We start from the raw sequence: 22,262 nt of genomic DNA on the forward strand, positions 1-22,262 counted from the left end.
AGACCATGGATATCAAACTAAAGAGGCATTACAAAGTTATTCTCCTTTTTATTTTTACCATTTTATTTTTTGGTGTAATTATTGGGAATACCATGATTGTGCCTTATAGCTCTTCTAACAATCTTAATGTTAATGCAAATACCGATACTATTGAAAATGACGTATACATCTTTGATGACTCTCTAGTTCATGAAATCCAAATTGAGATGACGGAAGAAAACTATAATTTGATGATCACAACTTTCAGTGAAACTGGTGAAAAAGACTATTTCCCTGCAGATATTACTATAGATGGCGTCACGATCAAAAACGTTGGATTGAGATTAAAAGGAAACTCTTCCCTAAATGGTCTATTTAAGAAAAATACTATTAGTCAAGATGTTCAAGCGCCTTATTTAATAAAATTAGATGAGTATGTGGATGGCCAGAGTTACCAAGGTTACAAAGAAATTGCAGTACGTACAGGTAGCTTCAATAGCGGTAGCGCTCTTCTAGAAGAGCCACTCTCACTTTTCATCTATCAAGAAAATGGCCAGATAGTTCCAGAGTACTCCTATGCAAGTGTAAAGATTGGGGATAACAAAGCTTACTATTATGTAATATGTGAAAATATCGATGGTAACTATATAGAAAAGCACTTTGACCAAACTAACGGCATCCTATACAAAAAAGGAAACTCTCCAGAGTTTGCATACAAGGGAGAAGATCAGACTAAATATGTAAGTGAGTACGAACAGAAGACAAACAAGAAGAATGAGGACTATTCAAAACTAATTGAGTTCATGAAATTTGTTTCTGAATCAAGTGATGAAGAGTTTGAAAAAGAACTACCAAACTGGCTAGAACTGGATTCTTTTATGACGATGATTGCAATAAATGAGTTGATAGACAATCAAGATTCATTTTACAATCAGGGGCGAAATTTTTACCTTTACTATAATCCTGAGACTGAGCAGTTCACAATGCTTGCCTGGGACTTTAATCTTGCCTTTGGTGGGTTTGGAGGGGGGAACAGAAACATGCAAAATAGGGATGGCAATATGACCTTCCAACAGCCTGGCGGTATGCATCAAATGGATTTCAATATGAGTGCTCAAATGCCTCAAAACAGAGATCTAAACATGACTTTTGTAAGACCTGAAGGAATGCCACAAAGGGATTTCAATATGACTGCCCAAAGGCCGGAAGGTATGATGCAAGGTGGTATGCAGGGAACAAATGAACTCAAAGAAAGATTCTTTGCAAATGAGAAGTTTAGCCTGATGTACCAAGAAAAATATGATGAAATATCAAAGAAAATTTATTGTGATGATGCACTAATAGAAGAAATAGAATATATCGCCAAAGTATTTACTGAGTATAATAAAGAACATAATATTTTAGATCAGAGCACCTATGATGCTGAAGTCCAAAAGATGATAGAGTATGTAAATCAAAAAAGAGAAGGTATTTGTAAATAGAAAAAAATCTAGCAAGAATTATCAAATAATTCCTTGATGCTCTTCTCATAAGGGGGCTTTAATACGCCTCTTTCAGTTATTATGCCTGATATATATTTTGCAGGTGTAACATCAAAAGCAGGATTAAAAACATCTATCCCTTCTGTTGCTATCCTCTTGCCGCCAAGATGGGTCACTTCTTCCTTGTCTCTCTCTTCTATAGGTATATCTTCGCCTGTTTTTGCTTTTGGGTCAAATGTAGAAATGGGCGCTGCAATGTAAAACGGAATGTTATTTTCTTTAGCTAAAACTGCTACTTGGTAGGTTCCAATCTTATTCGCGGCGTCCCCGTTCATGGCGATTCTATCTGCCCCAACTATTACCTTCTGAATCAATCCTCTTCTCATGGAAATCCCGGCCATGTTATCACATATCAAAGTTACAGGTATTCCGTCCTCTTTTAACTCCCATGTAGTTAGCCTTGCACCTTGTAAAAGCGGCCTTGTTTCATCTGAGTAGACTCTAATCTTCTTTCCAGCTTCAACGGCGGCCCTGATCACCCCAAGTGCGGTCCCGTACTCAGAAGTTGCAAGTGCTCCAGCATTACAATGAGTAAGTACTCCATCTCCAGTGGAAATAAGGGGGTGCCCATACTGCCCCATTTGTCTATTAATCTCTGCATCTTCCTTCCTTATCCTTTCGGCCTCTAGAACGAGCTCTTTTTTAATTTCTTCAATTGAGTTATTTTTTATAGAGGCAAAATGACGCATCATCCGCTCAACTGCCCACATGAGATTTACTGCAGTGGGCCTAGCATTTTTTATATTTTCAGAATCTTTAATTATTTTGAAAAAATCATCCTTATTATTTCCGTTGTAGCTTAAAGCCCCTAGGACTATGCCATATGCCCCTGCAACGCCGATTGCAGGTGCGCCTCTGATAGCTAGGGTCTTTATGGCAACTTCCAGTTTCTTAACATCTGTACAAGATACAACTTTATACTCATTTGGCAAAAGCGTCTGGTCTATATATTTGACCATATTATCTTCAAAATAAATAGTTTTAATCATAATGGCCTCCCTAAAAAGGTTTAAATACTCCACTCTCATTGGCTATAAAAAACTAACGAGACCCAATATGATCGAAATAACGCCTCTTTTGATATTCAATATTATCTGGTTTATACTGCCACCTTACATTGCTAATATGGCACCGGCCGTTTGGGGAGGAGGCCCCCCACTTGATGGCGGTAGGGTTCTTTCTGATGGTAGAAGGTTGTTTGGTAAAGGAAAGACAATAAAAGGAACTTTTGTAGGAATCCTGGCAGGTATAATAATAAGCCTTTTGCAGCATATAGCACTGCCATTCCCCTCTTTAGGTTATGCCATCCTAAGGGGATTTCTGATGGGTGCTGGTGCAATTGGTGGGGACATATTTGGAAGTTTCATAAAAAGGAGAGTAAATATAGAAAGTGGTAATGCAGCGCCTTTACTAGATCAGCTTGATTTCATGTTAGGTGCAATAATACTAGTTGCGCCCCTAGGGCTTCCCTCTTTTGAAGTTGTCCTCATATCTATTATAATAACTCCGTTTGTCCACTTTGTTTCAAATGTTGTATGGTATCTTGCCGGTAAAAAAGAAGTCTGGTGGTAAATTAAGCTTTTCGTGCAAATGACATGTACCCGGTATGCCCCAGCATTCTAGTCTTTGGCCTTGTTCCTTTTTCTTTGACCTCATACTCTCTGATTATGGTCTCAATTGTTCTTACTTCGGAATAATCATACTTAGATATTTCTCTTCTAAAATCAATGACCTGCTCAATGCATGGAGAAAATGAGAATATGAATCCACCTGCTCTCAAAGCTTCATATGCATGACCAACGACCCTATATGGTTCAGGTAGGTCTAGAGAAATAAGGTCAACATCTCTCTCGTCTATCCCTTCATAGATATCCTTTAGCTTAAATTCGACGTTTCCTTTGCCATATATATCAATATTCTCTTTAGCAACTTTTAGGAATCTTTCATTAATATCGTAAGAATAGACCTTTCCAGGGAATACTGTATAAGATAATATCAACGTCATGGCACCTGACCCCGCGCCTGCCTCGACAACAGTATCCCCAGAAGAGATACCAGTATTTGCAATAACCTGGCATGCGTCGTCAGGGTTAATTGTCTGTGGCATCTTTTTCATCATGTAGATATAATCAATCAGATTTGGTTTTAGAATCGAAAAGCTCTTTCCCATGTGGGATTTAAGTTTATCTCCATAAGACTTCCCTACAAGCTCAGAAAGATCAAGCTTGCCTAGATTTGTATGGAATATTTTGCTTGTAACTGTAATAAGGTATTTTTTTCCTCTTGGATCCAACAGTAAGACCCTATCATTTTCTGCTATCGTATTATATCCCCCCTTGAAATTAAGTAATAAACGACCATAAGAATAACTGCACCTGCTATGGATATAAATATAAGAGGTCTAGAGTTCCCAAAGAGTATAGGAATTGGGCCAATAAATATTACCCCTCCCGTTTCAATGTGACTCTCTGAATACCCCTTAAATGAAGACAAAAAAGTTCCCGCCACGATAATTAAGATCCCTATTAAAATAAAAATAAATCCTAAGGGAATAAGTCTCTCAAAATACATGATACAAAGTTATTTAAATAGTTCTTAAGAGTTTTCCTTTGGGGGAGGGTTATTATGGCGACCTTTGAAAAAATATTTGATAAAATTGATGTAACAAATTATAATTATAAAAAACTAGTAATATTCCCATTAATTTTAGTTTTAATGTCTGTAGTATTCATAGCTACTTTTGGCATTAACTTAGGTGTTGATTTAAGAGGTGGGACACTTGCAACAGTTCAGGGAGTTGAATACACTCCTGAAATTCAAAATTATCTTATTACAAACTTAGGGGATTCTACAATTAAAGTTAGATCAATTTTCAGCCCACTTACAGAAGGGTTTATTGTGGAAACTGGGCCTGATGTTGATTCTGCAAAGTTAATCAGCTTGATCAATCAGAGGTATCCTGATGTTGCTATAAGCGTACAGAATATAGGCCCCTCCCTAGGAGCTTCATTTTTAGAACAGGGTACTCAAGCTGTATTGTTTGCATTTCTATTTATGGCAATTGTTGTCTTTTTGGCCTTCAGAATACCCATACCCTCTGCAGCAGTTGTCTTCTCAGCATTTTCAGATATGCTTATTGCTCTTGGATTTATGTCCATTACAGGAATTGAGCTTTCAAGATACACTATAGCTGCAGTCTTGATGTTAATCGGTTACTCTGTCGATACGGATATTCTTCTTACGGCAAGAGTGATTAAAGAGAAAGGGGAAAATGTAAATGAAAAGGTAAGGACCGCTATGAAAACAGGGCTTACCATGACTTTTACTACTCTTGCTGCATTGAGTGCCCTTTACATATTCTCCACTTCTGATGTCCTTGATGACATTGCAATTGTTCTAATATTCGGTCTAATTGGGGATCTTATGATGACATGGCTATTCAATGCCGGAGTTTTGAAATGGTATGCACTAAGAAGGCAGAAAGGAGGCGAATAAATGAGCAAGATTCTAAAAAATGGTAGGGTTCTCATATTAATACTTGCAGTCATATTTTCAGTTACTGCAATTTATTTTAACGGCATATCCACAGGTCTTGACCTTGAAGGTGGAACATTAGTTACACTAGAACTTGAAAGGGCTGTTACAACTGATGTAATGGAGGATACAGTTACAAGGCTTGAGTTGAGATTAAACAGGCTTGGTATCTCTGATGTAAATGTTAGACCTTGGGGAGAATCAAATATAATGGTAGAAGTTTCAGGGACTTCTGCAGAAAAAGAAGCGAGTGTAATCAAAATTCTTCAAGAACAAGGGGTATACGAGGCTAGAATTGACGGAGTTGTTGCTGTAAAAGGTTCAGACATTATAAGGGTAGATGCTCCCGAAATAGTTCAATCAAGATATCAAGCTGTTACTGAATGGAAAGTGCCGTTTACTATTACAAAAGAAGCAGGTCAGAACTTTGCAAATGTTGCTAAAGGTAAAGGGGGATACCCAGTTGATATGTTTCTTGATAGACCAGCTAACTCAGTTATTGTCATGAACAAGAACATTTACAATTCACTTACCGCTTCCACACTAGATTTAAATATTTCAGGACTTGATGCAAATGTTTCAATTCCTCAGATACAGGATCCTTTCCCCATTGAAAAGAGGATTGGAGACGACATAAAATTACTTACATTCAACAACAGTTCTGAAATCCCGACACTTTTGAAAACTTATGTGGGAGATAAGGAAAGAGTAATTGTCCTTGCAACAGAAGAAGAAGTTGGAAGGGACACTCTAAATCAGATAGGAGACATGGGATTCAAAACAGACAGGGAAACTAGAGCAGAAAATGAAAGCGATTATACTTACTTTACTAGGGTAGTTGGGCTTATGAGCTCACCAAGGCTCTCTGATGATCTCGCTACAGGGGAAGCTTCTGCCACACCGGCATATGTTATTACTGGAACTTCAGCAACTCCTGCTGAAGCTGCAAAAGAAACTTCATCACTTAAAATTATACTTCAGTCAGGTGCACTGCCAGTCGCAACAAACATTGCTGGAAAAAGTTTTATTTCTCCAACTCTAGGTTCAGAATTCATTAGACAAGTTTTAATCGCAGGCCTTGCAGCTCTCATTGCAGTAGCGGCAATTGTCTTCATAAGATATAGAAAAATTTTCATTTCATTGCCAATAATAATGATATCGTTCTCTGAGATCATTATTATACTTGGGGTTGCATCAGTTATTCACTGGACAATAGACCTTGCAGCAATGGCAGGTATAATTGCGGCAATCGGTACCGGAGTAGACCACCAGATAGTTATTACAGATGAATCTATAATGGAAAAGGGTGGAGAGAAGAGGAAAAGAAAGAGCATCAAGAAAAGAGTAGAACATGCCTTCTTTATTATATTCACCTCAGCCTTTACAACAATAGGTGCAATGGCACCTCTTGCATACCTAAGTTTGGGAATGCTTAGAGGATTTGCAGTGACTACAATAATAGGTCTTTTGATCGGTATAACAATCACAAGACCTGCATATGGAAATATAGCAAAAATATTATTAAAAAATCAATAATCTAAATGGCCATATTTAGATTTTACTTTTATTAAATCTATTTTTTCCACAAAGACGCCAATCAAGAATCCAACGGCAAAGAAGAACAATAGGAGTACCAAGCTTAGTTCTATTTTAGAAGTCAGAAAGAGATTAATTGTATACATTTCAATTCCAGTAAAGCATCCTAGTGCAAATACAATGAAAGATCTGGCTAATACTGCCTCTTTCATTTCCGATTTTTGAGGTATCTGGTGTCTTGTTTCTTCGATAAGTTTGATTAGTTCCTTTCTCAAATCTTCCTCATTTATACTGCTGCTCATAGAAATCTTATTAAAGTTGAAGTGAAAAGCTTAAAAAGATTTGGCTAAAAAATGCGATTTTCTCAATTTTTTAACTTAAGGACTTCAAGCTCTTTTTCTAACTGTGCTATTTCTTTTGGAGTGACGGCAGCTTTATTTAAGGGGATAATCAATCTTGAATTTTCAACTATAACTAGATCTCTTAAGGCTTGGATAAATTTCAAGACTATGTCAAAATTATTTTGAGATACAAGATATTCAAGCCCCTCAATTATAACAACAGAATCTTTTCCTTTATTGATAAAATCAGTTATTAGATTCATGATACTATTAAGGTAGATTGGAGAAATAGTATTTGGGCCTTCTATTTTTGATAACCAAATAAAAGGCGTTTTTTCAATGTCATAATTTTTCTTTAAAGACTCTGGAGGGGTTCTTGTTATTGCGAGGCCAGAGATATTGTGTGTTATAAGATCTTTAAAAATTTCAAAGCTCTTTTCATATTTATCCTCGTATACTATAAATGACCTCCCTTGAGGGATTTGATGTTTAATTGGGAAAGGAGCCTCTTCTTCTCCGTTTGTAACAATGTTATACTTAAACCTCAAAAGAAATGAAGTGGCTTCTCCGGAGATTAATGTAATTAGATTTTCATCTTCTTGCTCTAGAGAAGAATTTAATTTCTCTACATACAATGCTCCAATTATATCTTTTTCAAAAAATATAGGTGAAATAAAACTAGTTTTTGAAGGAAGATTTTGTTTTTTGTTGACATGATTATCGTAAATTTCAAGTAGTTTTTTTGATTCCTTTGAATTAAATCCAATTCTATTTAAAATTCTTGGAGTTCCGCCCCCATTGACTGAATAAAAACAAACCTTATCAAATCCGACTGCATCGTGAATTGTGTCAACGATAAGCTTTGCCCCTTTATCTAAGGAATCAATTTCCCTTAGCTTTTCTGATAAAGTTATTACTGAGATTAGTTCTTTATTTCTTTTTACATATCTCTGTTTTAGCTCAGTATTATAGTGCTTGACTAGGGCGGATAGTTTCCAATGATCATATGCTTTGAAAATAAGACGCTTTATTTCGTTCACGCTGACAGGTTTTTTAAGGTAATCATATGCCCCGTATTTAATAGCTTCAAGTGAAGAGTCAAGAGTTGCGTATCCCGTCAAAATTATAACCATTACTTCAGGATTAATATCCTTAATTTGCTTTAATGTTTCTTCTCCGGATATTCCCTTCATTTTCAAGTCAAGGAGAACTAAATCTATTTTTTTACTCTGTAATTGATTAACCGCTTCTTCGCCACTTTCAGCATCAAATACATTGTAGCCTTCTGTTTCTAAAATTAGCTTTAGGCTTTCCCTTATATTTATCTCATCGTCTACTATTAAGATATTGAAATCATCCTTTTCCATTAATTTGCCCCCTTGGGAGAACAATTCTAACAGTAGTTCCATTGTTCAAGGCACTATCAACATAGATTTTGCCACCATGAGATTCTATTATACGATGAGTCATTGGAAGACCAATTCCCCTATTATTTGTAAAAGATTTTGTTGTGTAGAATGGATCAAAGATTCTTTCAAGATTTTCTGGAGGTATCCCTATACCATTATCTGAAACTTTAATTTCGATGTAGTCCTCATGTTTTATAGTATCTATTATTATAGTTGCATTGTGATTAATATTAAGAACGGCGTCTTTGGCATTTAATAGCAGATTAGTAATAGCTCTTTGAAGCTGACCTTCGGTGAATGGTACTATGCACTCGCCAGATTCTTTGTAAGAGATTAGTATATTTTTTGATCTAAAATCATTTTCAACTAATTCAATTGCTCTTTTGACCTCGTTTCCAATATCTATTGCGGAAATTTCTCCATGCATATAGGATGAAAAATCTAAAAGCCAGTTTAAGATGCCAGCTATTCTTTCAACTTCATAGTTTACTGTCTTAATATATTTTTTTCTTTTATCTTCATCTTTGGTATTTTCAATTATGTACATGTAATTAACAATCACATTTAAAGGATTATTAATCTCATGAGAAAGGCTAGCTGAAAGTCTTTTTATTGAATCAAGTTTCTCAGAAATTAACGGGGAGAGATTGATGCCCTTAGTTTTATCAATTTCTTTAAATGATGCTAATACCGTTTTCTTGCCATCTCTATCTAAAAAATCTAATTTTATTTCACAAGGGATATTTTCTCCATTCTTCCTAAGTAGAGAGCTATTTGTAGTATATGAAAAAATACTTTCTTTATTCTTTGAATTCAAAATAGCCAATATGTTATCTTTTTCATTACGACATAATAAATCTGAAAAGGAGATATTTTTCATCTCCTCTTTTGAAAATCCCGTCATATCTATTAAAGCCTCGTTAAAGTAAATTAATTTATCATCTGCTATTTCGGCCATTGGCATGGCAAAATTTTTTGAGATACATACATTAAATGTACTATTTGATGGAGAAAATTCGCTACTATGTGCCATTTGATTCTTACTCAATTTTACTATTTTTGAGAACTCTTTTTATATATTTGCTTTAGAATTGCGAAAATCTTATATGGAATTAAGTAAATTCCAAAGAAATAAAAAGAAAACTTCTTAAACAGAGTTATTTTAGTTTGGAAAGGAGATTTACTTGCCTCACATAGAAAAACTTCTTGAGATAGATCTAGATACTGAAAAAATAGAAACTAAAAAACTTGAAAAAAAAACTGTTTCTAAGTTCATTGGTGGGAGGGGCATTGGTGTAAAATTGTTATATGATATGCTCCCACCAAATACTGAGCCATTTTCGTCAGAGAACATCCTAATTTTTACTACTGGACCCATCACAGGTACTGTAGTTCCCCTTTCAGGTAGGCACGTTGTTATTTCCAAATCTCCGCTCACAGGCACTATTTTTGATTCAAGTGCCGGCGGTTTTTTTGGTAGAGAGCTCAGAATGGCCGGATATGATGTAGTTGTAATCAAAGGAGCTTCAGAAAAACCAGTCTTTATAGAAATTGATAATGGTGAAGTTAATATAAAGAATGCATCAGGAATTTGGGGCAAAAATGTCAAGGAAACTACATCAATATTATCAAATGATGGTTATAGAGTATCTTGTATAGGAAAAGCCGGTGAAAAATTAATACCCATTTCTTCTATTATGAGCGAATATACACATGCTTGTGGTAGAGGCGGACTCGGGGCAGTAATGGGCTCAAAGAGATTAAAGGCATTTGTTGTTAAGGGAAAAAAAGAAATTAAGGTATCTGATAGCGAAAAAATGAAAAAATACATAGCAGAGTCAATGAGACTCTTAAATGCTTCCCCTGTTGCATCAAAAGGATTGGCATACTATGGCACCCCTTCACTTGTAAATCTAATTAATACTATGAGGATAATGCCAACAGATAATTTTAGAAAGGTTCATTTTGAAAATGCCTACAAAGTATCCGGAGAATATATCTCAGAAAACTATGATGTCAAAAAGAAAACATGTTATAACTGTTTTATAGCATGCAAACGTGAGGATAGAAAAACAAACATGGAGATACCGGAATATGAAACTATAGCAATGTTTGGCCCTAACTCTATGAACGATGATATTGACAAAATAATAAAGGCAAATTATATCTGTAATGATTATGGTGTTGATACCATTTCTGCAGGGAATGCTGTAAGCTGTTATATAGAACTAGAAGGTAAAAAGGATATTGAGAAACCACTAAAGGAGATAGTTGAAGGTGGACCTTTGAGCCAAGGCTCTTTTAGATATTCAAAGAGTAAAGGGAAAGAAGGATCGTCGATGTCTGTAAAAGGGCTAGAAATACCCGGTTACGATCCAAGAGGCGTTCTGGGTCTTGCACTAAGTTATGCTACTTCCAATAGAGGTGCATGCCACTTAAGGGCTTATATGGTTGGGCCAGAGATATTGGGTAAACCTAAGTTAATCGATAGATTATCATTTTCTGGTAAAAGTGGCCTCATACAGATATTTCAAAATATTTCTGCAAGTGTTCACTCTTTGGTAATGTGTCAATTTTCTTCTTTTGCATTGTCTGAAGAAGAGTATGCAAATTTATTATCTGCAGCAGTTGGAGAGGTTTATACCTCTGAAGAATTTATAAAAACTGGAGAGAGGATTTATAATCTTGAAAGATTGTTCAATCTTAGGGAAGACATGACCTATGCCGAAGATACGCTACCGGAAAGGTTTTTTGGTAAAGATGGAATATCAAAAGAAGAATTTAATTCAGTACTTGGGGAATATTACACTTACAGAGGGTGGGTCAAAGGAATCCCAACAATGGAAAGATTGGAGTCGCTTGATTTGAAAAATGAAGGGAAATTTTTATGTGGAAAGAAATAGCTAAATTTGGTAAAAAACTTGTCGATGGAGGATATTTAAGCTCTCATTTTGGCAATATTAGTGTTAGAGTGGGAGATAGTATTACAGTTACAAGAAGCGGATGTATGCTTGATGAGATAACTGAAGCATCTGTTGTCACAGTTGACCTTAATAAACCCTCATCTCTAGACCTAATAGCTTCAAGTGAAACTATTGTCCATAGAGAAATATACAAAAAGACTTCTGCACTTGCCATTATTCATGCACATTGTCCATTTGCAGTTATAGAGTCTATTTTAAATGAAAACTCGATTGAACCATACGACTCTGAGGGAAAATTCTTTTTCCATGAGATACCTATAGTAACTGGTCATATAGGAACAAAGGAACTAGCAGAGAATGCGGCAAAGGCTCTTGAAAAGCATAAAGGTTGTATTGTTAAAGCTCATGGAACGTTTGCTGTAGGAAAGATCCTAGAAGAAGCATATGTGCATACAACTATGATGGAACACAGTTCCAAGATAAAATATTTCTGCGATTTAAGTAAAAATAAATAATATTTATTTAACAATTAAAACAGGAATTTTACTATTTTTAACTACAATTGATGCGACTTTTCCTAAAGATGCTTTATTTGATTTTGAGAATCCATATTGTCCCATGACAATAAGTTCATAGTTTTCCTCTTCGGCTTCTCTAAGGATTTCATCTGCTGGGTTTCCCGATCTTGCTTTAGTTTTTGCATCAAATCCAAACTTCATCATAAGCTTATATGCACCTTCTAATATTCGAACGCTGACATCGACAGGTTTCAAGTTTTTTAATTCTTCAACAGTCTCTACATTTTTAAGTTCGACTTCTTTTAATTTTCTTACTTCTTCTTCAAACTTTCTTTCATAAAACTTGAACTCTTCGTGAACTTTAGGCATAACGTATAGTATAGTTACTTCATGTTCCTTTAAATTACAAAATAATTGAGCGCCATACGCTAGAGCACTATCCGAATAAAATGATCCATCGGTACACATCAATATTTTCATATAATCACCTTGGCATATATGGTATCAGGAATACCAAGACTATGTTAGCTATTAAAGTTGATATTCCGCCTACGACGAGCCCAATCCAGAACCACTTAAGGAAACTCATACTGTATCTCTTACGTTTTTCTAGTATTCCTAAGGCTACTATGTTGGCAGTACTTCCAACCATTGTTATGTTACCACCATAACAGCCACCGAATAGTAGAGCCCACCATAATGGATAGGTATACACGCCAAGATTATTAAAACTTTCTACGACAGGGATTAGAGCAGCTACCAATACCACATTATCAAGGATACTAGATCCGATAGAAGAAATCCATAGTATCATAGTTGCTAGTACTGGGGTTCCGCTTGCAAGGCCTGAAACAGCCTTTGCTATTATGTCTGTAGTTCCTGTAAATTTTAATGTTCCACCTATTGCAAATAACATCATGAAAAAGACTAGTGACCACCAGTCAACATCTTTTTCTATATATTCTCTGGCTTTTGTTCTCTTCCAGAACATGACCATACTAGAACCTATAAGTGAAGAAAATAACAACAATGTGTTGTGTGGTAAATCGAACAAAGTTTCAAGCCTTCTATGCATTGCAATCAAAACTATAGTTCCTACAAATATAGCAAGACCAATTTTGAATTCAGTCCTGTCCGGAACAAACTCCCATTCGTCCTGAAATGCTAGTTTCTCTGTTGACCTCATTTTTAATCTAATTTTTGATCTAAATAAGGCAATATCATTTTTATACCATATGAAAATAACAAGTATTGTCATGACTAAAGACATCATTGCTACCGGGAAGGACCACACAATAAATTCCTCAAAGGACAAGCCCCCTCTCATTGCAATCAAAATTCCAATTGGATTGCCCAAAACTGTACCAGAACTACCAATATTCGTTGCCATGACACATGCAATTACATAGGGTACAGGATTTACATCGAAATAATCAGTAATCTCAAGTAAAACTGCTGTTACAAAAATAATTGAAGTGACCTCATCGATAGCCATTGCAAGAAAAGCTGATAAAATACAGAAAACAAAGATTAACTTCCCAGCTTCAAAATTAGTTATCTTTACAATTTTAATCATTAACCATCTGAAAAATCCTACATCCTTAAGCATTCCAACAATAATCATCATTCCAACTAAGAAAAGAATTACATCCAAAGAAGCAAACTCAATAAAATGAGGTATATCCATCGTTTTCGTGATCAAAAGTGTTCCAATTCCCATAAATGCTATTGCGACTCTAAAACTCCAGAAAAGTAAAGTCCCAATCACAGCTGCTGCCAGTATTGAAGTTGCAATAACTTGAGAAGTGTTAAAACCTATCCTATCAAGAAATATTGCTAAGACTGTAATTACAAATATAAGGATAAACATATCTCTTCTAAAATTCATTTTTCCGCTGCCTTGATATTCTTCAGACATAGTGTCACCAAACTGATAGGCCAGATTATAATAATTTGAATTTAAATCTATCTGATAAAATTTCCAACAAAATTTATAAACTTATAGTTGTTATCTATTATGTGGTCTGATGCGAGAAGAGATCCTTATTAAACATTTGAAGAACCTTACCCGAGAAAATAATAAAATAAAAGATGCTTTTATAATGGGTACAGACGGCCTTTTAATAGCTGTTAAAGAAAAAAAGGATGAAACTCAGAGGATAGCAGCGAGGATGGCAGGGGTAATTGATGCTGCAAGAAGGATAGAAAACATTATACCTGAAGCTCTATCAGTAACAAACAAAAATGAAAAAATAATAACAGTTCCGTTATCGGAAACTTTTTTGATAGTTGTCATAGGTAGTAAGGACCTTACCTCAAATGAAGCAATAAGACTTATTGAAAAGAGTAAACAATACATTCTTGGCATGATTGAAAAAACTGAATTTAGTGACCTATTCTCATTTAGGCCAACTGAAGTGGAAGGTCTAGACATTTAATAGATCTTAACTTTTCTTATTTTAATAATTAAATGACAATTTAAGTAAAGAAATAAGTCTAGATGGTTATATAATACTATTATATCTGGACAAATATAAATTTTAAGACAAAATATATCATAATATTGCCTTATTGGGCCTAATATGACCATAATAATAGCAATAGTTATAAATACTGGAGGTTAATTCTCTATTTTATCATTATATTAAACATATGTTTAGTATATAAAAAAATAAATGGAGGATTAATAATAAGGTGATTAATATGTCGATGGAAATAAGTCTATTAGATACAATGTGGGTGTTAATTGCCAGCTTTCTGGTATTTATTATGCACCTTGGGTTTACTACAATAGAGGCAGGATTAACAAGGTCAAAAAATACTATTAGTATTATTACTAAGAATGTATTCACTATAGTAATGGGGAGCATCGTGTTCATGGTGATAGGCTTCACTTTGGCCTTTTCTGGCTCTGGGAGCTTCATAGGGGACCTTGGATACTTCTTCATAAATGGAATTGGTGAAGGCCCATGGCCCGGTCTTCTGATACCTGCTCTGGCATTCTTTCTATTTCAAGCAATGTTTGCGGCAACTTCCGCTACCATTGTAAGTGGTGCAGTTGCTGAAAGGATGAAGTTTAGTGCATACATAGTATTATCAGTGGTCCTTGTTGGATTGATATACCCAATAATTACACACTGGGTGTGGGGTGGAGGATGGTTGTCCTCTCTAGGATTCCACGACTTTGCAGGATCAACAGTTGTACACAGCGTTGGAGCGTGGACAGCTTTGGCTACAGTGATAGTATTGGGACCTCGCTTTGGAAAGTTTGATGAAAAAGGAAATCCACGGGCTATGCCAGGACATAACATAGGGCTAGCCGCGATAGGATGCCTTTTGCTCTGGTTTGGCTGGTTTGGATTTAACCCTGGCAGTGAACTTGCATTTGACAGCGCTGTTCCACTAATTGCAATTACAACAAACATCGCTGCTGCTGGAGGGGGGCTCGCCGCCCTTACAGTTTCCTGGCTTAAAACCAAAAAGCCTGATGCAGGTATGTTCTTAAACGGTATTCTCGCAGGTCTTGTAGCAATAACTGCGCCATGTGCAGTAGTATCTCCACAGTGGGCTTTGGTGATAGGATTAATAGCAGGTTCCATAGTAGTCTATGCGGTAGAGTTTATAGAATCAAAGCTAAAGATTGATGACCCTGTTGGAGCCATATCAGTTCACGGTGTATGTGGTGTCTTTGGAACATTGGCAGTAGGGTTGTTTGCAAGCGAAAATGGATTGATTACAACAGGCTCTGCTTCACAACTTATAGTTCAAGCGATAGGAGTAGTCTCTACATTTGGCCTTGTCTTTTTTTCTGCACTGGTAATGGCGAAGATAATCGATAAATTATTAGGGCTAAGAGTTTCTCCAGAGGTAGAAATAAATGGTCTTGATATTACAGAGTTTGGTGGAGATTCGTATCCAGACTTTTTAAAGATGTGAGGTGGTAAAAGATGAAAAAAATTGAAGCTATTATTAGGCCAGAAAAACTTGACGACATAAAGGCTGCATTGGACAAACTTGGATGTGTTGGAATGACTATAACAGAGGTAAAAGGCAGAGGAAAAGGGGGCGGTGTGACAAAGCAGTGGCGAGGAAGGCAGTATCACGTAGACTTCATACCAAAGATAAAGATTGAGCTGGTAATCAAAGCAAAGTATCTCGATAAAGTAGTTGGTATCTTACTAGAGAGCGCACGAACAGGCAAAGAAGGTGACGGTAAGATATTCATTTCCAACGTAGAAAAGGTTTACAGGGTAAGAACTGGTGAGGAAGACCAAAAAGCAATATAATAATTTATTTTATTTTATTTTTAAAAATAGTAATCTTTAAATTAATGTATTCAGTTAGTTTTTCATGAGAGATATAAAATGGCAACTTAAATGGGCAATTATTCTAATTTTCTTATCGGCCTCGGTGTATATTTTCCATTATTTTATTTTTAGGGATGTCCACCACATATTTCTTTATTTGATAGGTGATATTGCTTTTGTATTTATTGAGGTGCTGATGGTTACCCTTGTAATCCATGAATTACTGACTATAAGAGACAAGAAGGCAATGTTAGAAAAGATGAATATGGTTGTGGGAACTTTTTTTGTTGAAATGGGCAGGACCCTACTAGATCGTCTTAACGATTTTGATAAAAATTTTGATGAGGTAAAAGAGAATTTTATAGATATCGGTAAATGGTCAAAGAAAGACTTCATAGATAAGCTTGAAATCGCGAAGAGTATCCACTATGAAATAGATATGGAAAAAGCGGATTTAGAGATACTTAAGAAATTTTTACTTGAAAAAAGAGAGTTTATGTTAAGGCTTCTAGAAAATCCAAATCTGTTAGAGCATGACTCATTCACAGAACTCTTGTGGGCAGTAACACATCTAACTGAAGAATTGTCGCTTAGGGATGATCTAAAAAAGTGTACTGGAACAGATTTAAATCATTTGCAGGGAGATATGAAAAGAGCTTATGTAATTTTAATCTATGAGTGGATTGAATATATGGGTCATTTAAAAAACAAATATCCTTACCTATTCTCACTTGCCGTCAGGATGAATCCATTTAATCCAGAAGCTTCAATAGAAATAAAAGAATAAAAAAATTATTTTTTATCTTTTTTGATAATCATAGAGATACAGTTTTGTGGACAGACCATCTTACAGAGTGCACAGCCTACGCATTTTTCAGTATCTACATCATTAAGTTTTGGATTTTTCATTGCATCTGTGGCTCCATCTCTACAAGCTGTGACACATCTTCTGCAGTCTATGCATCTTTCTGTGTCAACATCAGAGTAGACCTCATCAACGTAGTCCAATTTTTCAAGCTCAGTGATCTTTGGTAATGTAATTCCTTTCAAGTCGGCAAGTGAGTCGTATCCGTGCTCTTTCATAAATGTAAGTATGTTTTCATTCCAGCCTTTTACTATGTCAAATCCATACCACATTGCAGCTGTTGCAAGTTGGACTGTGCCGGCTCCCATCATCATATACTCAATTACATTTTCCCATGTATCAATTCCACCGATACCTGAAACATTAATACCTTCTCTTGCAATTTCTCCGACCATTCTAAGTCCTATTGGTCTAACGGCTGGCCCAGAGTATCCTCCAAAGCCTCCTTTGCCCCAAACATCGGGCAATGGATTTCCGGTATTGATATCAACACCAGATAAAACCAAAACAGTATTAATCGCAGATACCCCTTTGGCACCGCCTTTTATTGCTTCTTTTGCAATTGAGGCAATATCAGTTACATTTGGGGTTAGTTTTGTCATGATTGGTATGCTAACAGCTTCTGCTGCTGCCTTTGAAACTTCACTAGTCAATGGACAATCTTGACCTATATATGCTCCCATTGCACTATCTGACATGTGAGGACATGAAACATTAAGTTCTATTATATCTGCACCTTCTGCTTCTACATCTTTTGCAAGCTTTGCCCATTCATCGAGGTCTGTACTTGCCATTATGCTTGCAACAATTGGGGTACCGTGGGTTTTCTTTAATTCTCTTAGTACTTTAAACTCTTTTTTCCACCAGTCAAAGACATAGGTAGAAATATGCTCTATGTTCTGCATTCCAAATAATCTGTTTCTAACTTTTACTCCCTGAAATCTTGGTTTTGGATCGTGGAATTGTCTGTAAGAAATAGTCTTAGTAACTCCACCACCAAATCCAGCTTCTACAGCCCTTTTTATATGATCTGCATCCAAAGTTGGGGGGGCTGAAGAGAGAAGAATCGGACTTTTAAACTCAACACCTAAAAATTCAACACCTAAATCGACCATTAGATCACCTTCCATACTTTAATCCATATACTTGTGGGATAATAGAATATTTTGAACCTGCGGCCCTTTTCAGGAATGAAGGATCGTTTGTAATAAACGGATATGCCCTCCACTTTGAATCAGCCCTAGCAACGATGGCTTTGGAGAATACGTCATTCTTAAGGCCATATGTTATTAAGGCTGTTATAACTCCACCATCTTGACTATGTGGTGATGGATTTTTGGCCCTTGCCGCAACAATCTCAGGTTCTTCCTGATTCTTCAAGAGGATATTCTTGAAAGAATGTGTTCTTGGACAGGACATGTAGCAACATCCACAATCAGGCAAACAACTCCTAATACTGTAGGGCCTCCCATCCTCCAGTATTTCTATATTATAACATGGACATGCAAGGGCGCATGTTCCACATGCTACACAAAGCCCTGGTTGCAAAATTTCTTTTTCTAGGTCCATAAACTTCTTTTTATGTCCTTTCTCAATAAATCCTTCTAAATTATCATCTTTTTCCAAATCTACAAAAGGAAGTTTGAATCCCTTATCTTGAGCAAGTTTGATAGATTTTTTAGCCTGTTTGTTATTTAGATCTATAACCTTATTTAGTGCTTCCATTTGGACGTTTGGCGAGACTTCAATTAAGTCTTGGTCAATAAGTTTCTTGAACAAATCCTTTGCTTCTTTAGTTCTCAAAATTATAGTTGACCATCCTGCCTCTGTCCCCACACTCCCTATAGATATATCTGCAAAATCACCAGTAAAATCCGTACACTGTCTGCAGTTTCCTCTAGCATACTTTGATACTTCTGCTATCTTTCTTGACCTAACTTCTTTGTCTGTATATGCATAGAAAATTCCACTCGAGATATTCATCTTATTGACTTCTTCTAATGGTAAGCCCATATTTTTTTCAACAAAAGATGGTATTGTTTTTGGAGAAAAATTTTCCTTGCAAAATACGGCTATAGTGAATACTCTTTTTGGCCAGTGGGGGTAGTCTGAATCTCTATCTTTATAGAATTCTTTGAATTCATTTGTAAGCGCCATTATCTTCTTTACACCGTTTATCTCACATGGATTTCCTACTATGACTACTTGTGCTCTGGGGTCTTTAGTTGTCTCGGAGAAACTAACCTCCTTGATAATAGCTTCACTCGTTTATATCCCTCCTATCTTTAAATTTTCAAAAACCAAAATAGATAAAAACATGATTTCTTTATGTTTTTTTTATTTAAATAGTTTTCGTCGTATATTCATTTAAATAAATAAATAGTAAAATATATGCGGATTAGACCTGAATTAACGAATAATATCCGCTTTTCTCTTTAGGGCCCGTTTTTTTCTTAGATAATACATGAAAGGATTATTAATTCTTCTTGCAGTAACAGTTTTATTTTTTACAAATGCTAAAAGTTGTTTTTTTACTTCTTCTTCTGGCAATCCAGTTTTTTGGATTATTTCATTTAGCGGACGCATTCTATCCTTTAAAACAAGTAAAATTTTTTCTCCGATTGTGTTGCCCTTAAGATTTTCAAGAACTTCTTTTTTTGTGACTTCATAAAAGTACATCTTGCAGAAACTGTCCGGCTCACAAAGTGTTGGGGCGTTTTCTTTCACCTTTGCACACCCAGGAGGGATATACCATTTGCTTCTGCCAAAGTTATCTAAGGTGGGGTAAGCTAAGCCAAATCCAAGATGGTAGTAGATGTTCAATTCTTCTTGAGGTTGATCTTCAAGAAATGGAGGGTTACATTTGTTAGCAGCTGATAAAATCAAAGGTATGACTTCATTTATTAAAATATTAATTTGAGTTTCGTTTAGTGAAGGCTTTTCATCTTTCGAGAAAATTTTAGTCGAAGGTAATAATCTTGAATAGGATAAAAAAGAAGATAGGAATAAGGTAATGGCATAATTTCTGTCACCAGCGCCAACACCAGAAAGGGCTTTTATTACACAAGGAGGATACACTTCAGGGTTAAGCTCTTCTGATTGAACTTCAATTTCGGATAATGATCCAGATATTTTTGATATTTCTCTGAATATTTCTTCATATATTGGAAGTTTAAGATCTTTTGTTTTTTCTGCTATACTTTTGATATATGTTAAAATTTTCTGTTCCATTTTTTTAACAAATGCATTTAGAAGAATGCTGTCGTTAACTACTATATACCCACTTAGAATGTAACTTTCAGTATATTGAACTAAAGTTTCAGCATCAGTCCATTTTATCAAATATTCTGGGAAAATCCATGAATCTCGTGATTCCCCTGAGATTTTTATAAGGCCCAGTTTTTCTAAGTCTTTTATAATATCATCTGTGATTTTAAGATCCAATCCCTTTATTATTACATGGGGCTCTTCTAATTTAATATCTGTGATTTTTCTTTCTTTGAGTCTGCTTATATCGGCCCTATACCTAAGAATTTCATTTATATCTGGAAATCTAAATAAAATTACGTCTAGAATATCTTTTATTATAAAAATGAGTTCTTCCTTTCTTTTTTCATTATTTTTAACTTGAATTAATAGCTCAGACAATCGTTGTTTATATATTCTTGAACAAGTAGAGGCAAAAAGTCTAGTTTCACTAGAAAAGGGCCTTTTTGAAAGTGCCTGACAAAATAGATAAAAAGAGACTATTTCTGTTGCCTCATCTGGCCCTGTTGGAAAAATATATCTCCTATCACCAATATTTTCCACTTCAGTTTTAATTTTGTTAATTCCAAAGTCTAAAAGTGCCTGTGAAACCTCGTCAAAACTAATTCCAAGGTATTCTTTAGCCTCCTCTCGAAAGGGATTTAGAAGAAGAGGATTCATAAAAGCTAACTCTAATATGATTTAAAATAGTTTTCTATAGTATGTTGTAAGTTTCAATCGAGTTTGCAATTTCAGTGATTTTATCTAAATCTTCATTCATACATCTCTTTAAGAGTTCCTCAAGTTTTCCAATATCTTCCTGATTTCTATTTCCTATTAGGACTAGGGGTTTATTTATTGCTTCAGCAGCGTTTTTTACAAGTTCTCTGTATTCTTCTCTTGAACCCCCTTTAAAAAAAACAATAAGATCATACTTACCGATAAATTCTATAACTTGAGGTAGAAGTTTTTTCATGCTCTTGGAATCAAGAATCTGCTCATAGTAAGTTATTATTAAATCTGGATAAATCAGACCGTATTTAGCACTTAATACAGCAAAGTCCGCCCCATCTCTTCGATTATAGACTGCCTTTATTCTTGAAGATCTGTAAAGGTCAATAGCTGGCATTTTGCCTTTATTTTTTTTTGCACCACAAGCTGTTGCAAGCAAGACTTTCATTAAAACTCAACTTTACTAATTTGATTAAGAACTTTAGTTCTTAAACTTGTAACATCTTCAAAATCAATTAGTATTTCTCCTTTTTTCATTAAATCTTTCTGGGCAGGTTTCATTTTTTCTCCGCATGTGCACTTTTCACTTGTTTTTCCATAGACTACTTTCCCTTTCATGCATTTTGGGCATCTAAGCACTGTTTTTTTGCCACTTAGTTTCCCTCTTTTAGTAAAAGGCTTTCCTTCTATTTCAACAATGTCAAGTGCAAAATCTATTGTCTTGGCGTTTGAAACTGAAGTTCCAACACCATAAGCATCTGCATCTTTAAATGAATTGAAAGATTCTTCGTCCAATCCACCTGAAAGGAATATTTTTACATCCTCGTATCCTCTTATATCAAGTTCCCATCTGACTTCCTGTATTATCTTTGACATGTTTCCTCTTCTTGAACCTGGGGTATCAAGCCGTACTCCAGCCAAGTTTTTGACACTCTCTGCTGCTATTAAGGCCTCTCTTTTTTCATCACAAAAAGTGTCTACTAGCATTATCCGGGGTATATTTTTATCGATAATTTCATCAAACAAAACAAAAGCTTCTTTTGAATCTCCAATTATTAATGCAAGAGAATGCGGCATTGTTCCAGAAGCTTTTTTTCCTACTATTTTTTCAGCACCTATACAAGAAAAACCATCTAGACCGCCAAGATATGCAGCCCTATCTATCATAGGGGCTATTGTTGGATGCATTCTTCTGACACCAAAACTAAGTATAGGTTTTTCTCCCACCATTTTTTTAAGCCTTGCCGATTTAGTTGAAATACCTGAAGATTGACACAAAAATCCTAATAGTGCAGTTTCAAGATCACAAAAGTCTTTATAGTTTCCTTCA

General features: G+C 35.4%; 23 protein-coding genes. 10 read left to right on the forward strand and 13 right to left on the reverse strand.

Features of this window, described 5'->3' with window-relative positions; all coding sequences use genetic code 11:
* The first annotated feature begins 5 nt into the window (after positions 1 to 5).
* Positions 6 to 1,460 (forward strand): hypothetical protein, encoded by a 1,455-nt coding sequence (locus tag HPY60_07825; GenBank protein NPV51084.1) that lies wholly within the window; start codon positions 6 to 8, stop codon positions 1,458 to 1,460.
* A gap of 8 nt (positions 1,461 to 1,468) precedes the next feature.
* Here the strand turns inward: HPY60_07825 and mtnA are convergent, their stop codons facing one another.
* Positions 1,469 to 2,506: an S-methyl-5-thioribose-1-phosphate isomerase gene (mtnA, locus tag HPY60_07830; protein NPV51085.1), complete on the reverse strand. Its 1,038-nt coding sequence runs from the start codon at positions 2,504 to 2,506 to the stop codon at positions 1,469 to 1,471.
* Between the two features lie 70 nt (positions 2,507 to 2,576).
* Here mtnA and HPY60_07835 point away from each other — a divergent pair, with 70 nt between their 5' ends.
* Complete coding sequence (locus tag HPY60_07835; protein NPV51086.1) at positions 2,577 to 3,092, forward strand: CDP-2,3-bis-(O-geranylgeranyl)-sn-glycerol synthase; 516 nt, start codon at positions 2,577 to 2,579, stop codon at positions 3,090 to 3,092.
* Position 3,093: 1 nt separating this feature from the next.
* On the opposite strand, the gene HPY60_07840 is transcribed toward HPY60_07835, so the two are convergent.
* Both HPY60_07840 and HPY60_07845 read right to left on the reverse strand, forming a co-directional pair.
* Positions 3,094 to 3,840 carry a tRNA (adenine-N1)-methyltransferase gene (locus HPY60_07840; GenBank protein ID NPV51087.1) on the reverse strand — a complete coding sequence of 249 codons (747 nt, stop codon included), beginning with the start codon at positions 3,838 to 3,840 and terminating at the stop codon, positions 3,094 to 3,096.
* Positions 3,837 to 4,091, reverse strand: coding sequence for a DUF131 domain-containing protein (locus tag HPY60_07845; protein NPV51088.1), 255 nt, complete (start codon positions 4,089 to 4,091; stop codon positions 3,837 to 3,839). Before HPY60_07845 ends, HPY60_07840 begins: the two co-directional genes overlap by 4 nt.
* Before the next feature lie 54 nt (positions 4,092 to 4,145).
* Here HPY60_07845 and HPY60_07850 point away from each other — a divergent pair, with 54 nt between their 5' ends.
* Both HPY60_07850 and HPY60_07855 read left to right on the forward strand, forming a co-directional pair.
* Positions 4,146 to 5,015, forward strand: a complete 870-nt coding sequence (locus HPY60_07850) for a protein translocase subunit SecF (protein ID NPV51089.1) — start codon at positions 4,146 to 4,148, stop codon at positions 5,013 to 5,015.
* Complete coding sequence (locus tag HPY60_07855; GenBank protein NPV51090.1) at positions 5,016 to 6,590, forward strand: MMPL family transporter; 1,575 nt, start codon at positions 5,016 to 5,018, stop codon at positions 6,588 to 6,590.
* Here HPY60_07855 and HPY60_07860 read toward each other — a convergent pair.
* From HPY60_07860 to HPY60_07870, 3 genes are all read right to left on the reverse strand, one after another.
* Positions 6,584 to 6,892, reverse strand: a complete 309-nt coding sequence (locus HPY60_07860; GenBank protein ID NPV51091.1) for a hypothetical protein — start codon at positions 6,890 to 6,892, stop codon at positions 6,584 to 6,586. The two genes, HPY60_07855 and HPY60_07860, sit on opposite strands and share 7 nt — an antisense overlap.
* Positions 6,893 to 6,954: 62 nt before the next feature.
* Positions 6,955 to 8,298, reverse strand: a complete 1,344-nt coding sequence (locus tag HPY60_07865) for a DUF835 domain-containing protein (GenBank protein ID NPV51092.1) — start codon at positions 8,296 to 8,298, stop codon at positions 6,955 to 6,957.
* Entirely contained in the window at positions 8,285 to 9,388 is a 1,104-nt protein-coding gene (locus tag HPY60_07870) for a PAS domain-containing sensor histidine kinase (protein ID NPV51093.1), read from the reverse strand. Before HPY60_07870 ends, HPY60_07865 begins: the two co-directional genes overlap by 14 nt.
* Positions 9,389 to 9,524: 136 nt before the next feature.
* Between HPY60_07870 and HPY60_07875 the strand changes: the two genes are divergently transcribed.
* Both HPY60_07875 and HPY60_07880 read left to right on the forward strand, forming a co-directional pair.
* Positions 9,525 to 11,243, forward strand: coding sequence for an aldehyde ferredoxin oxidoreductase family protein (locus HPY60_07875; protein ID NPV51094.1), 1,719 nt, complete (start codon positions 9,525 to 9,527; stop codon positions 11,241 to 11,243).
* Positions 11,228 to 11,779 (forward strand): aldolase, encoded by a 552-nt coding sequence (locus HPY60_07880; GenBank protein NPV51095.1) that lies wholly within the window; start codon positions 11,228 to 11,230, stop codon positions 11,777 to 11,779. Before HPY60_07875 ends, HPY60_07880 begins: the two co-directional genes overlap by 16 nt.
* Before the next feature lie 3 nt (positions 11,780 to 11,782).
* On the opposite strand, the gene HPY60_07885 is transcribed toward HPY60_07880, so the two are convergent.
* Complete coding sequence (locus HPY60_07885; GenBank protein NPV51096.1) at positions 11,783 to 12,262, reverse strand: universal stress protein; 480 nt, start codon at positions 12,260 to 12,262, stop codon at positions 11,783 to 11,785.
* Between the two features lie 4 nt (positions 12,263 to 12,266).
* Positions 12,267 to 13,700, reverse strand: coding sequence for a hypothetical protein (locus tag HPY60_07890; protein ID NPV51097.1), 1,434 nt, complete (start codon positions 13,698 to 13,700; stop codon positions 12,267 to 12,269).
* A gap of 109 nt (positions 13,701 to 13,809) precedes the next feature.
* Here HPY60_07890 and HPY60_07895 point away from each other — a divergent pair, with 109 nt between their 5' ends.
* The 4 genes from HPY60_07895 (at position 13,810) to HPY60_07910 (ending at position 16,876) form a co-directional block, all read left to right on the forward strand.
* Entirely contained in the window at positions 13,810 to 14,220 is a 411-nt protein-coding gene (locus tag HPY60_07895; protein NPV51098.1) for a hypothetical protein, read from the forward strand.
* Between the two features lie 265 nt (positions 14,221 to 14,485).
* On the forward strand, positions 14,486 to 15,718 hold the full coding sequence (locus HPY60_07900) for an ammonium transporter (GenBank protein ID NPV51099.1): 1,233 nt from the start codon (positions 14,486 to 14,488) through the stop codon (positions 15,716 to 15,718).
* 11 nt (positions 15,719 to 15,729) lie between these two features.
* On the forward strand, positions 15,730 to 16,068 hold the full coding sequence (locus HPY60_07905) for a P-II family nitrogen regulator (GenBank protein NPV51100.1): 339 nt from the start codon (positions 15,730 to 15,732) through the stop codon (positions 16,066 to 16,068).
* Positions 16,069 to 16,132: 64 nt separating this feature from the next.
* Complete coding sequence (locus HPY60_07910; GenBank protein ID NPV51101.1) at positions 16,133 to 16,876, forward strand: hypothetical protein; 744 nt, start codon at positions 16,133 to 16,135, stop codon at positions 16,874 to 16,876.
* 5 nt (positions 16,877 to 16,881) lie between these two features.
* Here HPY60_07910 and preA read toward each other — a convergent pair whose 3' ends face one another.
* The 5 genes from preA to HPY60_07935 form a co-directional block, all read right to left on the reverse strand.
* A complete protein-coding gene (gene preA, locus HPY60_07915; GenBank protein NPV51102.1) occupies positions 16,882 to 18,069 on the reverse strand; it encodes an NAD-dependent dihydropyrimidine dehydrogenase subunit PreA in 1,188 nt (395 codons plus the stop codon).
* A 4-nt stretch (positions 18,070 to 18,073) separates the two neighbouring features.
* On the reverse strand, positions 18,074 to 19,111 hold the full coding sequence (locus HPY60_07920; GenBank protein NPV51103.1) for a hypothetical protein: 1,038 nt from the start codon (positions 19,109 to 19,111) through the stop codon (positions 18,074 to 18,076).
* 252 nt (positions 19,112 to 19,363) lie between these two features.
* Positions 19,364 to 20,881, reverse strand: coding sequence for a hypothetical protein (locus HPY60_07925; protein ID NPV51104.1), 1,518 nt, complete (start codon positions 20,879 to 20,881; stop codon positions 19,364 to 19,366).
* A gap of 34 nt (positions 20,882 to 20,915) precedes the next feature.
* Complete coding sequence (locus HPY60_07930) at positions 20,916 to 21,380, reverse strand: hypothetical protein (protein ID NPV51105.1); 465 nt, start codon at positions 21,378 to 21,380, stop codon at positions 20,916 to 20,918.
* On the reverse strand, positions 21,380 to 22,262 hold an 883-nt coding region (locus tag HPY60_07935; protein NPV51106.1), incomplete at its 5' end, for a nicotinate phosphoribosyltransferase. The genes HPY60_07935 and HPY60_07930, both read right to left, overlap by 1 nt.

Origin of the sequence: Methanofastidiosum sp. (assembly GCA_013178285.1) — an archaeon.
GTDB lineage: Archaea > Methanobacteriota_B > Thermococci > Methanofastidiosales > Methanofastidiosaceae > Methanofastidiosum.